Consider the following 12,183-nt stretch of genomic DNA (forward strand, 5'->3'; position numbering starts at 1 on the left):
TTCAAGTCTGCGGCGCCGTTGCCTGCTCCAGGTCGTCGAGCCAGCGTATCGCCTGTTCGCGGCTGGCGCCGCACATCTCTGCCGACGGCTGCAATCCTGCGCAGAACGCCGGCCGTTCCGGCTGTCCGAAAATGCGGCAGCGGCTATCGTCTCCCAGCTGCACGCAGCGGACGCCAGCGGGTTTCCCGTTCGGCATGCCCGGTATCGGACTGGTGATGGAGGGAGCGATGCAGCACGCTCCGCAGTGGTCGCGGCAGTTCATGGTTATTCTTTAGTGGACGACCAGCTTGCCATCCGGCTGCCAGGGAGCAGGCGCAGGACGGCATGGCGATGGCTGGAAAGGGATCAGGGGCCGACAGTATAGCAAGTCGGCGCGGCCTGCCGCTTCCCGCCGCTTGCCTAGCGCACGATGCTGACGCGCTTGCCCGACAAAGTGCGGCGGGCCGGATCGCCATGCACGGTGATGCGGCCGGAACCGCTGGCGCGGGCGTTGACTTCATTCTGGACGGTCACGTCGATGTCGCCGGAACCGTTGCTCGCCAGATAGGCAACGTCGCTGCGCAGGGCAGCCAGGTTGATGTCGCCCGAGCCATTCACGTTGGCGTCGAGACGCTGCACGGCGCCGCTGGCGCTGATGCTGCCCGAGCCGTTGACGGCCACGTTGACGCGTTCGCCGCGTACATTGCCCAGCTGTATGCTGCCCGAACCGTTTTGCACCGCGTCCGTGTTGCCGCTGGCGAGGGCGGCCGCGTTGATGCTGCCCGAGCCATTGTTGGCCACGTCGAAGCGTCCCACGGTGCCCGACAATTCGCTCTTCATCGAACCGCGCTGCTCCAGGCTGAAATCGTCGCCATTGAAACCGCTGGCCACCAGGCGGCCCGAGCCGGAAATGGTGATCTTCCTCAATTGCGGCGTTGTGTAGATGACGTGGATGCCATTGCTGCTGCGAATGTTCGTATCGCTCCAGATGCGCAGGGTATTGCCGCTCACTTCGCTATGGATGCGCGGCTGCAGGTTGCTGTCCGCTTCGATCACCAGCGACGTTGCCGGCCCCACGCGCACGTCGATCTTGATATCGATGCGCTTCATGCTGTCGATGTCGAGCGTGTTGATGTTGCCGACCTGGCGCACGTCGCGGCTCATTTGCTCGTTGCCCTGAATGGCATTGCCGCCCGAGTCCGCATGGCGCACTTCGCCATCGTTGGAATTGATGACGATGGCGCAACCGCCGAGGGCAACGGCACAGCACAGGGCCAGCAAGGTACGCATGGTGTTTCCTTTATGATTGTTTTAGGTCAGGACAAGAAATAAGCCGGCTGCCGCGCCGCGGCTGCCGTGCTGTCGATGCCAAGATAGCAAAGCGCCTGTCTTTGCTGAACGCCAATGCGATGAACTGCGCAAAACGGGGGATGAAACGCATTCTGGTTCACCCAGCGCCATGGGGCAGGTGCCAGAGGAGGTGTCGCCAACGCCGGCACGGAGCGTACAATACCCGTGTTCGGCGTGCTGGGCGGTGCCCCGCGTCGCCCGTGCTTGACCTTGCCCGTAGACAGGGCTACTATTAATGACTCAAAAGTAAGTTATTTGGAAAGACACATGCAAGCCCCGATTGATACCAAGCCCCGCTGGGAGCGGCGCAAGGATGCCCGCCCGCAGGAATTGCTCGCCGCCGCCCTCGACCTGTTTGTCGAACGGGGCTTTGCATCGACGCGCCTGGAAGATGTGGCCAAGCGGGCGGGCGTGTCGAAAGGCACCCTGTACCTGTACTTTGAGAATAAACAAGAGCTGTTCAAGGCCGTCGTGCGCGACAATATCGTGCAGTCGATCGGCGAGGCGGAAGACAGCATGGCCGCTTCGGACAGCACCAGCGCCGAATTGTTGCGCAAGGTAATGATGCAGTGGTGGGAAGAATTCGGCGCCACCAAACTGGCCGGTTTGACCAAGCTGATGCTGGCCGAAGCGAACAATTTCCCGGAACTGGCGCAGTTTTACAACGAAGAAGTCGTCGCGCGCGGCAATGGACTGATCGTCAGTCTGCTGGAACGGGGCATGCAGCGGGGCGAATTCCGCCAGATCGATCCCGTGCTGGTCAGCACCATCCTCAGCGCACCCGTCACCATGCTCATGATGTGGACGCACTCCTTCGTGCCGTGCGAGGTCAAGGATATCGATCCGCTCGCCTATATGGATGCCTTTATCGACATGAGCTTGCGCAGCCTGCAGGCGGAGGCGCCCGGGAAAAGCTGATGCACCGGGCCTGGCTACTACCGTTCAGTTACCCCTTTTCCAAGGTTCGCCCCCCCAAATCTGCAGATCGTCGCAAATTTCCTCCATTCCCCGCCTTTATGGTTAACATGTGCTTTCAGCCAGTTCAACGATAAAATGGCGGATTATTACTTCACTTACCGAGTCCAAAGATGAATATCGAACAAGCCCGCTTCAATATGATCGAACAGCAGATCCGTCCATGGGACGTACTGGATATCGACGTGCTGGAGCTGTTGAACGTGGTCAAGCGTGAAAATTTCGTGCCGGCCGCCTATAAAAACCTGGCCTTCGTCGATACGGAAATTCCACTGGGCGGCGGCGAATGCATGTTCACGCCAAAGCTGGAAGCGCGTATTTTGCAAGACGTAGCCGTCAAGAAGCATGAAAATGTTCTGGAAATCGGCACCGGCAGCGGTTACATGGCCGCGTTGCTGGCGCACAAGGCGCGTCATGTGACGAGCGTGGAAATCGTTCCCCAATTGAAAACCCTGGCCGAGCAGAACCTGGCCGCCAACGGCGTGACCAACGTGACCGTGGAACTGGGCGACGGCGCCCAGGGCTGGAGCAAGGGTGCACCCTACGACGTGATCGTCGTGTCCGGCGCCCTGGCCGTGCTGCCGGAAGCGCTGTTGCAACAAGTCAAAGTCGGTGGCCGCATCCTGGCCATCATCGGCGAAGCGCCGATCATGTCGGCGCACCTGATCACGCGCAGCTCGGACAAAGCCTATGACACGCGCAAGCTGTTTGAAACCAATGTCACGCCGCTGCAAGCCGTGGCACCGTCGCATTTCCAGTTCTGAGGCGACCGATTCGATGGAGCATTTGAGTGCACCGCAGCTGGCCGCCTGGCTGGCTGACCCTTCCCGCCCGCGTCCGTTCTTGCTGGACGTGCGGGAACAGTGGGAGTTCGACCTGTGCCACCTCGACGGTGCCACCTTGATGCAGATGAACTCGATTCCCGCGCGCATCGATGACCTCGATGAAGACGCCGAAATCGTCTGCATTTGCCATCACGGCATGCGCAGCATGCAAGTGGCGGCCTTCCTGGAGCGCAATGGTTTTGGCAAGATCAGTAATTTGACAGGCGGCGTGCATGCCTGGGCGCTGCAAGTCGACAGCGCCATGCCGAAATACTAAGTGAATTCGCAGTAGATGCACTTCCAGGCATGTTTTTCTGCATGCCTGCGGAGGCCTGTACCCCGCTCCTGCCGGCGCGGCCGCCAGGCAGGCTGTAACCGATTTTTGATTCCATCAACTTTTGACGACTCCAACGGAGAAATGCAATGCGGAAACCCTTTATCGCCGTGCTGATGACCAGCGCCTTTGTCTCGATGACATGCTCGCTGCAAGCGCAGGCGGCCGATCTCATCCAGGTGTACCAGCAGGCGCTGGCCAATGACGCGCAGTACGCCAGCGCGCGCGCGGCCCTGTCTGCCGGGATGGAGCGGGTTCCGCAGGGGCTGGCAGGCTTGCTGCCGCAAATCTCCGCCTCGGGCAGCAATACGCGCGGCAATCAGGAACAGATCATCCAGAACAATGGCGGCAACAAGATCACTTCGCCGTCCGTCAACGTCCGCGCGAACAGCTACAACCTGACCCTGGCGCAGCCGCTGTTCCGCTGGGACCGTTGGGAAACCTACCAGCAAAGCAAGCTGGCGCAGGCGATTGCCGAAGCGCAATTTGCGCAAGTCCAGCAAGACTTGATCACGCGCGTGGCGCAAGCGTATTTCGACGTGCTCAGCGCGCAGGACAACCTGGGCGCCACGCAGGCGCAAAAAGTGGCCACGACGGAGCAGCTGGCATCGGCCAAGCGCAACTTCGAAGTCGGCACGCAAACAATTACCGACACGCACGAAGCGCAAGCGGCCTATGACCTGGTGGTGGCGCAGGAATTTGCCGCCATCAATGACCTGGCCAACAAGCGCAGCGCCCTGCAAACCATCATCGGCGAAGCGCCGACGAGCCTGGCGCCAATGCGCGCGGGCGTGGTCATCAGCGCGCCGGAACCGGCCGCCATCGAGCCGTGGGTGAGCTCGGCGGAAGAGCAGAACTACAGCGTCGTCACGGCCCAGTTCAACGTGGAATCGGCCAAGCGTGACATCGGCCGCAACCGCGCCGGCCACTATCCGACCCTGGATCTGATCGCCAACACGGGCCACACCTACACGTCCGGTGGCGGCAATGGCAGCGGCAATAACAACAACGCCATCGGCGTGCAGTGGAGCATCCCCATCTTCAGCGGCTTTGCCGTGACGAGCAAGGTGCGCGAATCGATCGCGCTGGAAAACAAGGCCCGCAACGATCTGGAAACGGCACGCCGCACGGCATCGCAAGGCGCGCGCCAGGCGTTCCTCGGCGTCAACAGCGGCCTGGCGCAAGTCAAGGCGCTGGAAGCGGCGGAAGTGTCGAGCAAGTCGGCGCTGGAGTCGAACCAGCTCGGCTATCAAGTGGGCGTGCGCATCAATATCGACGTCTTGAATGCGCAGAAACAATTGTTCTCGACGCAAAAAGACCTGTCGAAAGCCCGCTACGACACCATCATGAACGGCTTGCGCCTGAAGGCCGCCGCCGGCACCCTGAAGGAAACGGACTTGATGCCCGTCAACGCCTTGCTCGTCAAGTAAGCGCGCTCTGCTCTACATGAAAACCAGCCCCGGCAACGGCGCTGGTTTTTTTTCGCCTTGACGTGTGCTCACACGGCGCGGCTGTTGGCGAACTGGGTCAGCACGACACCGGCCACCACAAGGCCCGCGCCGGCCCAGTGCAGCGGAGAAATATGCTTGACGGCAAAACCCAGCAAGCCGTAGCGGTCGATGGCCAGCGCGGCCAGCATCTGCCCGCCGATGACGGCTGCCATGAAGGGGCCGGAACCCATGCGCGGCGCCAGCATCAGCGCGGCCGTAATATAAAACACGCCGGCCGCGCCACCGAGCCAGGACCAGCCCGGCCCGCGCACGGCGAGGTGCAAATCGGGCGCCGGCACGCGCCAGGCCAGCATCACGAGCGACGCGAGCACGGCGCTGACGGCCAGCGAGGCGATGGTGGCCCATAGCGGGTGGCCCAGATTGCGGCCCAGCGCCGCATTCGCGCCCGCCTGGAAAGGGACGACGGCGCCGGCCAGCATGGCCAGCGGGGCAAACAAGGTGATCCATCCGTGCATGTGCGACTCCCTGCGTGTTGAGTTGATGCAGTCATCGTATTATGCTGTCATCATTAAATCCAATTCGTATTTTGTCAGCTAACTATGCACCAAATGAATAATCTGCGCGCCGTCGATTTGAACTTGCTGGTGATCCTGGATGCGCTGCTGAGCGAACGCCATCTGTCGCGCGCGGCGGAACGCCTGCACATGAGCCAGCCTGCCGTCAGCCATGCGCTGGCGCGCCTGCGCCATCTGCTCGACGACCCGTTGCTGCTGCGCGGCAAAGGCGGTTTCCAGCCCACGGCGCGCGCCCTGGAATTGGCGCGGCCGCTGGCCGAAGCCCTGCAGAGCGTGCGCTCCGTGCTCGGTGGCGCCGTCTTCGAGGCGGCCACGGCGCAGCGCGTGTTTCGCCTGGCCATGTCGGATTACGGTGCGGCATTGATCTTGCCCGCTTTGCTGCGGCGTTTGCGCGTGGAAGCGCCCGGCATCGACGTGGCCGTCAGCTATGCCAGCCGTTCTGCCGTGGTGGCCGGCGTGCAGGATGGCGAGATCGATCTGGCGCTGGGCGTGTTCCCGCAACTGCCCGAGCAGTTGCACAGGGAAACCTTATTCGAGGAAACGTTCATGTGCGCGCTCGATCCGGCCAGCCTGGCGCCGGGCGAGAGCTTGAGCTTGCAGACCTATCTGGCGCGCCCCCATGTGCTGGTGGCGTCCGGCGAAGGCGGCATGGCGGCCGAAGTCGATGCAGCGCTGGCGCAGCTGGGCCAGGCGCGCCGCATCGCCGTGCGCGTGCCGTACTGGACGGTCGCACCGGATGTCGTGATGGGGACGGATTTGATATTGACGGTGGCGCGGCGTGCCTTGCAGGGCATTGAGGCGCAGGGGCTGGCGCTGTGCTCCGCGCCGTTTGCCATCGCGCCGTTTGCGTTTGAAGCGATACGGCACCGCCGCACGGACGGCGATGCGGGGATCGCCTGGCTGCGCGCGGCCATTGCGTCGGCCGCCGGGCCAGGCTGACGTCTTACAGGCCGGCGCCCTGGCCGTCGAACTTGCGTTCGATCAATTCGATCTTGTAGCCATCCGGATCGGTGATGAAGGCGATGACCGTGTTGCCGCCCTTGACGGGGCCCGGTTCGCGCGTGACGTTGCCGCCATTCGCGCGTGCCGCGTCGCAAGCGGCGACGATATCGTCGGCCGAGATGGCGATGTGGCCATACGCCGTGCCCAGCTCGTAGCTGGTGGTGCCATAGTTATACGTCAGTTCCAGTTCCGCGTGGTCGGGATTCGAACCATAGCCGACGAAGGCCAGCGTGTACTGGTATTCCGGATTGTCGCTGGTGCGCAGCAATTTCATGCCCAGGACGTTCGTGTAAAAGTCGATGGAGCGCTGCAGGTCGCCGACCCGTAACATGGTGTGCAAAATACGCATCGTAAATCCTTGATATGAATAGGGGAATGGCAGGATTTTATGCGTTTTACGGCTTTCTTGCCGAGACCGCCCCGGCTGCCCTGGTGGCAGGACAGCCGCGGACGGTGACGTTAGTGCCTCTGGAATTACTCCAGACGGGCGTCCAGCGTGATTTCCGTGGCCAGCAACTTCGATACGGGGCAACCGAGCTTGGCGCGCAGGGCCGCGTCCTGGAACGCTTCGTCGGTGGCGCCGGGAATGGTGGCCACCAGGGTCAGGTGCACGGCCGTGATGGCATAGCTGCCATCGATCTTTTCCAGGCTGACGTCGGCCGTGGTTTTCAGGGCCGTGGCGCGCAAGCCCGCCTCGCCCAGTTGGCCGGACAGGGCCATGGTGAAGCAGGCCGCGTGGGCCGCGCCGATCAGTTCTTCCGGATTGCTGCCGGGACCGTCCTCGAAGCGCGTGTTGAAACCATAGGCCACATTGTCGAGCGCGCCGCTTTCGGTGGAAATAAATCCTTTGCCATCCTTAAGGCCGCCACTCCAGACGGCTGATCCTGTTTTTTTCATGATGTACTCCTTGCGTGGTTCGAAGGTCCATCATGCGCGCCCCATTCCTGCGCTTCCGTTCGTTGTGCCACACAGGGGGCGCATGCGCGGCGCCCATGCATTCACGGCGCCGGCGTGACGCGCCAGATGACATTGCCCACGTCGTCCGCCACCAGCAGCGCGCCCGCCTTGTCGACGGCCACGCCGACGGGGCGCCCCTGCGCCTTGCCATTGCTGTCGAGGAAGCCGGCGACGACGTCCTGCGGAGGACCGCTGGGCACGCCATCGGTGAACGGAACGAAGATGACTTTATAGCCGCTGAAGGGTTTGCGGTTCCACGAGCCGTGCTGGCCGATGAAGGCGCCGCCCCGGTAGCGTTCCGGCAGCAGCGTGGCATCATAAAACGCCAGTCCCAGCGAGGCCGTATGGGCGCCCAGCGCGTAGTCGGGCGCAACAGCCGTGGCGACCAGTTCGGGACGGGGCGGCTTGACCCGCGCATCGACGTGCTGGCCGAAATAACTGTAGGGCCAGCCATAGAAGGCGCCGTCCTTGACGGACGTCATGTAGTCGGGCACCAGGTCGTTGCCCAGCTCGTCGCGCTCATTGACGGCCGTCCAGAGGGCGCCCGTCCTGGGTTGCCAGGCCAGGCCCACGGGATTGCGCAAGCCCGTCGCATACACGCGGGCCTTGCCCGTGGCCCGCGTAAATTGCCAGATGGCGGCGCGGCCATCTTCGGCCGCCATGCCGTTTTCGCCCACGTTGCTGTTGGAACCGACGGCAACATAGAGAAATTTGCCGTCGGGGCTGGCGATGACGTTCTTGGTCCAGTGGTGATTGATGGGGCCGCCCGGCAAATCCATCACCTTGACGCCGGGCGCCGTGATGGCTGTCTGGCCTTCCTTGTAAGGAAAACGCATCAAGGCGTCGGCATTGGCGATGTACAGCTCGTTACCCACCAGGGCCATGCCGAACGGCGAGTTCAGTCCTTGCAGGAACACGCTGCGCGTCTGCGCCACGCCATTCGCGTCGACGCCGCGCAGCAGGGTGATGCGGTTGGCGCTGGGCGTGGCCGCGCCCGCTTTTTTCATCTGCATCTGCATGATGGCACCCTTGATGCCCTTGCTGTCGTCCGGCTTCGGCGGGGCGTTCGTTTCCGCCACGAGCACGTCGCCATTCGGCAAGACGTACAGCCAGCGCGGATGGTCGAGGTCGCGCGCATACGCATGGATGGCCAGGCCCGCCGCGACAGCGGGGTGCTGCGCGGCCGTCCAGCGCTGCACGGGCGCCACATTCACGGTGGGAATCAGCTGCTTGTCCGGTGCGGGCAGAGTGGGCTGCGGGCCGAAGCCCACGGGCATGGCGGGCGCCTGGGCGTGGGCGAGATGGGCGCCGCAGGCAGCGGCCAGCAGGAATGAACAGACGTAACGGTGCATGGCGTACTCCGTAATATGACCAGTGCGAGTAGCGGGGAGTGACGGTTGGAGTCAGCGCGCCTTCTTTGGTTCCAGTTGCGCGTCGGGACGGGCTTGCTGCGGCGCGGCGGGCTTGACCTTTTCCACGCCCGGCTGGGCGTGCAGGTCCGTATCGACCAATCCCTGCTCCAGGTCGCTGGCCGCTTGCTGCATGATCTTGCGTGGGCGCACGTTCTGCGCATCGGGCGATTCGTCGCGCTCGTGCGGCAGACGGTCGATGCCGTCATTCTTGACCTTTTCATCGGTATTGATCTTGCGTTCGCTATGCTGGGTAACCATATGGCCTCCTGACAGAAGAATTGACGTGGGATCAGTGTCCTGCCGCAGCCAGGCTGCCAGCAAGCGGATTTGTCCATCCAGGGAGCGCTGGCGCACGCATGGATGATTCTTTTTCTGCGCTACACTGCGTGCAACACCAAGAACGCCCCTTGCGGGCACACGGCAGCCGCACTATACTGTGGATATATACAGTATCATGCGATGGCGGCGTGCGACGCGACAGCCTGGGGCGGCTTGCCACCGAATTCATTACCGAGATTTTTATGCCCGTCGATAACTACGCCGACCAGCGAGCCGAACAGCCAGCCGCGACCTTGCCAGCCCCGGGCGAGCGCTTCAACCTGGGCGCCAAGACCATTGCCCTGGTCGTGCGCCAGAATACGGATGGCATTGCCGAACCCGTGAAAAGTATCGTCGATTTCCTGCAAGTGCTGGGCCACACGGTGGTCTTCGAGGCGGAGACGGCCGCGCACCTGAACCTGGCGTTTCCCGGCGTGCGCGCCATGTCGCCGGCCGAGATCGGCGCCGCCGCCGATTGCGCCATCGTCATGGGCGGCGATGGCACCATGCTGGGCATTGCGCGCCAGCTGGCGCCATTCGACGTCCCCTTGATCGGTATCAATCAGGGGCGCCTGGGTTTCATGACCGATATTCCGCTTGAGCGCATGCTGCCCGTGCTGGCGCAAATTCTCGGCGGCCGCTTCAAGGCCGAGCGCCGCACTTTGCTCGAAGGCAGCGTGCTGCGCGACGGCGAGTCGATTCACGTGGGCATGGCCGTCAACGATGTCGTCGTCTCGCGCGGCGGCGGCGCCGGCATGGCCGAATTGCGCGTCGAGGTCGACGGCCACTTCATGTACAACCAGCGTTCGGATGGCTTGATCATTTCCACGCCCACGGGCTCGACCGCATATTCGCTGTCGGCCGGCGGCCCGCTGCTGCATCCGACCCTGGGCGGCATCGTGCTCGTGCCGATCGCCCCGCATGCGCTGTCGAACCGCCCCATCGTCTTGCCCGATTCCAGCCAGATCGTCGTGGAAATCGTGCGCGGGCGCGATATCAGCGTCAATTTCGACATGCAGACCTTTGCCAGCCTGGTGCAGCAAGACCGCATCCTCATCCGCCGTTCGCCCCATACGATTACCTTCCTGCATCCGGAAGGGTGGAGCTACTACAACACCCTGCGTGAAAAACTGCACTGGAATGAGTACCCGTCGGGCGAGGGCAAGCTCAGCTAATAGTTTCTTCACCTCAACCCGCGGTGCGCCGCCTAACCACAGAAGCCATGCTCCATACACTGTCCATTCGCGATTTTGTCATTGTCGATACCATTGAACTGGAATTTTCCGCCGGCTTCAGCGTGCTGACGGGCGAGACGGGCGCCGGCAAGTCCATCCTCATCGATGCGCTGACTTTGGCGCTGGGCGGGCGCGGCGACGCCAGCGTGGTGCGCGAAGGCGCGGCCAAGGCCGACATCACGGCCGATTTTTCCGTCAGCGAAGTGGCGCAGGCCTGGCTGGTGGCGCATGAATTCGCCAACGACGATGGCGGCGCCCTGCTGCGCCGCGTGATCGACAATGCGGGCCGCTCGAAGGCGTATATCAACGGCATTCCCGCCACGGCCGCCCAGCTGCGCGAACTGGGCGACATGCTGGTCGATATCCACGGCCAGCACGCGCACCAGTCCTTGCTGAAAAGCGAAGCGCAGCGTGCCTTGCTCGACGGCCAGGCGACGGCGCGCGAAGCGGGCGCGGAGCAGGATGCGCGGCAAGTGGCGGCGCTGCACAAGCGCTGGCGCGCCCTCGTGCGCCAGCGCGAGGAATTCGAAACGAATGCCGCCAACGTGCTGTACGAGCGCGAACGCCTGGAATGGCAAGTGGGCGAACTGGAAAAGCTGGCCGCCAAGCCCGGCGAATGGACGGAGATCACGAACGAGCACAGCCGCCTGTCGCACGCGGCCAGCCTGCTGGAAGGGGCGCAGGAAGCCCTGGCGATCATTTCGGAACAGGAAGATCATCCGATCGTGTCGCAACTGTCGGCCTTGAACCAGAAGCTGGGCAAGCTCGTGTCCGTCGATGCGGAATTGCAGCCGATCGTCGACCTGATCGAGTCGTCGCGCATCCAGCTGCAGGAATCCGTGTACGCGCTGAACAATTACCTGGACCGCGTGGAACTGGACCCGGAGCGTCTGCACCAGCTCGACGCGCGCATGGAAGCCATGCACAGCACGGCCCGCAAATTCCGCGTCACGCCAGAAGAATTGCCGGAGGAACACGCCAAGCTGTCGGAAAAGCTGCAGCACCTGGCCGACGCTTCCGATATCGAGGGCTTGCTGCGCCAGGAAGCGAAGATCGAGGCCGAGTACCGCGCCGTGGCCGAGCGATTGTCCGCCACGCGCCGCGCCGCCGCCCTGGAGCTGGGGCAAGCCGTCACGCGCGCCATGCAGGAACTGAGCATGACGGGCGGCAGCTTCGAAATCGCGCTGCACCCGTGCGATCCGGCCGCCCACGGCCTCGAGCAAGTCGAGTTTCTCGTTGCAGGCCATGCGGGCACGGCGCCACGTTCGCTGGCCAAGGTGGCCTCCGGCGGTGAACTGGCGCGTATCGCGCTGGCCATTTCCGTCATCACTTCGCACGCCACCACCACGCCGACCCTGATCTTCGACGAGGTCGACAGCGGCATCGGCGGCGCCGTCGCCGAAGTGGTCGGACGCTTATTAAAACGCCTGGGGCAGGGACGCCAAGTGCTGTGCGTGACCCACTTGCCGCAAGTGGCCAGCCAGGCCAATCAGCATTTCCAAGTGGCAAAAAGCACCCTGGACAACGGCAAGACGGCGTCGCGCATCGACATGCTCGACGCCAAGGCCAGGGTGGAAGAAGTGGCGCGCATGCTGGGCGGCCTGGAAATCACGGCCACCACGCGCAAGCATGCCCGCGAATTGCTGGCGATTTGAACGCAGGCTTAAATCCGGGGTCAGACCCCCGGACGCGTTAGCGCTGAGCTTGACGTTAGCGGCATTGAGGGGCTGACCCCCGATGTTGACGCAATGTAACTATAATAACTGCCTAA

The 12,183-nt window shown here is 63.2% G+C and carries 14 protein-coding genes; 7 read left to right on the top strand and 7 right to left on the bottom strand.

Translation table 11 applies throughout. The features are described from left to right. Nucleotide 1: 1 nt before the first annotated feature. Together AC1RBA_RS20100 and AC1RBA_RS20105 are read right to left on the bottom strand one after the other, a co-directional pair. Nucleotides 2-262, bottom strand: a complete 261-nt coding sequence (locus AC1RBA_RS20100; RefSeq protein ID WP_070220477.1) for a YkgJ family cysteine cluster protein — start codon at nucleotides 260-262, stop codon at nucleotides 2-4. Nucleotides 263-399: 137 nt separating this feature from the next. After that, nucleotides 400-1,269 (bottom strand): head GIN domain-containing protein, encoded by an 870-nt coding sequence (locus AC1RBA_RS20105; RefSeq protein ID WP_492419662.1) that lies wholly within the window; start codon nucleotides 1,267-1,269, stop codon nucleotides 400-402. A gap of 327 nt (nucleotides 1,270-1,596) precedes the next feature. On the opposite strand from AC1RBA_RS20105, the gene AC1RBA_RS20110 reads away from it, so the two are divergent. The 4 genes from AC1RBA_RS20110 to AC1RBA_RS20125 all read left to right on the top strand — a co-directional run bounded on the left by AC1RBA_RS20110 (nucleotide 1,597) and on the right by AC1RBA_RS20125 (nucleotide 4,892). Then, nucleotides 1,597-2,247 carry a TetR/AcrR family transcriptional regulator gene (locus AC1RBA_RS20110; RefSeq protein WP_326459767.1) on the top strand — a complete coding sequence of 217 codons (651 nt, stop codon included), beginning with the start codon at nucleotides 1,597-1,599 and terminating at the stop codon, nucleotides 2,245-2,247. Between the two features lie 170 nt (nucleotides 2,248-2,417). Further along, complete coding sequence (locus AC1RBA_RS20115) at nucleotides 2,418-3,068, top strand: protein-L-isoaspartate O-methyltransferase family protein (RefSeq protein WP_070220472.1); 651 nt, start codon at nucleotides 2,418-2,420, stop codon at nucleotides 3,066-3,068. A 13-nt stretch (nucleotides 3,069-3,081) separates the two neighbouring features. Next, a complete protein-coding gene (locus AC1RBA_RS20120) occupies nucleotides 3,082-3,405 on the top strand; it encodes a rhodanese-like domain-containing protein (protein ID WP_034788759.1) in 324 nt (107 codons plus the stop codon). 146 nt (nucleotides 3,406-3,551) lie between these two features. Then, nucleotides 3,552-4,892, top strand: coding sequence for a TolC family outer membrane protein (locus AC1RBA_RS20125; RefSeq protein ID WP_492419663.1), 1,341 nt, complete (start codon nucleotides 3,552-3,554; stop codon nucleotides 4,890-4,892). A 68-nt stretch (nucleotides 4,893-4,960) separates the two neighbouring features. On the opposite strand, the gene AC1RBA_RS20130 is transcribed toward AC1RBA_RS20125, so the two are convergent. Further along, entirely contained in the window at nucleotides 4,961-5,428 is a 468-nt protein-coding gene (locus AC1RBA_RS20130; RefSeq protein WP_070220468.1) for a DMT family transporter, read from the bottom strand. A gap of 93 nt (nucleotides 5,429-5,521) precedes the next feature. Here AC1RBA_RS20130 and AC1RBA_RS20135 point away from each other — a divergent pair, with 93 nt between their 5' ends. Then, nucleotides 5,522-6,427 carry a LysR substrate-binding domain-containing protein gene (locus AC1RBA_RS20135; RefSeq protein ID WP_492419664.1) on the top strand — a complete coding sequence of 302 codons (906 nt, stop codon included), beginning with the start codon at nucleotides 5,522-5,524 and terminating at the stop codon, nucleotides 6,425-6,427. A gap of 4 nt (nucleotides 6,428-6,431) precedes the next feature. Here AC1RBA_RS20135 and gloA read toward each other — a convergent pair whose 3' ends face one another. The 4 genes from gloA to AC1RBA_RS20155 all read right to left on the bottom strand — a co-directional run bounded on the left by gloA (nucleotide 6,432) and on the right by AC1RBA_RS20155 (nucleotide 9,117). Then, the gene (gloA, locus tag AC1RBA_RS20140; protein WP_086137871.1) at nucleotides 6,432-6,839 is read right to left on the bottom strand and encodes a lactoylglutathione lyase; all 408 of its coding nucleotides are present in this window, start codon (nucleotides 6,837-6,839) and stop codon (nucleotides 6,432-6,434) included. Nucleotides 6,840-6,964: 125 nt separating this feature from the next. After that, complete coding sequence (locus tag AC1RBA_RS20145) at nucleotides 6,965-7,387, bottom strand: OsmC family protein (RefSeq protein ID WP_298402647.1); 423 nt, start codon at nucleotides 7,385-7,387, stop codon at nucleotides 6,965-6,967. A gap of 101 nt (nucleotides 7,388-7,488) precedes the next feature. Further along, nucleotides 7,489-8,799 carry a PQQ-dependent sugar dehydrogenase gene (locus AC1RBA_RS20150; RefSeq protein ID WP_492419665.1) on the bottom strand — a complete coding sequence of 437 codons (1,311 nt, stop codon included), beginning with the start codon at nucleotides 8,797-8,799 and terminating at the stop codon, nucleotides 7,489-7,491. Nucleotides 8,800-8,850: 51 nt separating this feature from the next. Beyond that, nucleotides 8,851-9,117, bottom strand: coding sequence for a hypothetical protein (locus AC1RBA_RS20155; protein ID WP_070220458.1), 267 nt, complete (start codon nucleotides 9,115-9,117; stop codon nucleotides 8,851-8,853). A 263-nt stretch (nucleotides 9,118-9,380) separates the two neighbouring features. Between AC1RBA_RS20155 and AC1RBA_RS20160 the strand changes: the two genes are divergently transcribed. Next, the gene (locus AC1RBA_RS20160; protein ID WP_227742053.1) at nucleotides 9,381-10,352 is read left to right on the top strand and encodes an NAD kinase; all 972 of its coding nucleotides are present in this window, start codon (nucleotides 9,381-9,383) and stop codon (nucleotides 10,350-10,352) included. A 47-nt stretch (nucleotides 10,353-10,399) separates the two neighbouring features. Then, on the top strand, nucleotides 10,400-12,067 hold the full coding sequence (recN, locus tag AC1RBA_RS20165) for a DNA repair protein RecN (RefSeq protein ID WP_070220456.1): 1,668 nt from the start codon (nucleotides 10,400-10,402) through the stop codon (nucleotides 12,065-12,067). Nucleotides 12,068-12,183 lie beyond the last annotated feature (116 nt).

The sequence above is a fragment of the Janthinobacterium sp. GW823-FHT03B06 genome, assembly GCF_058796955.1.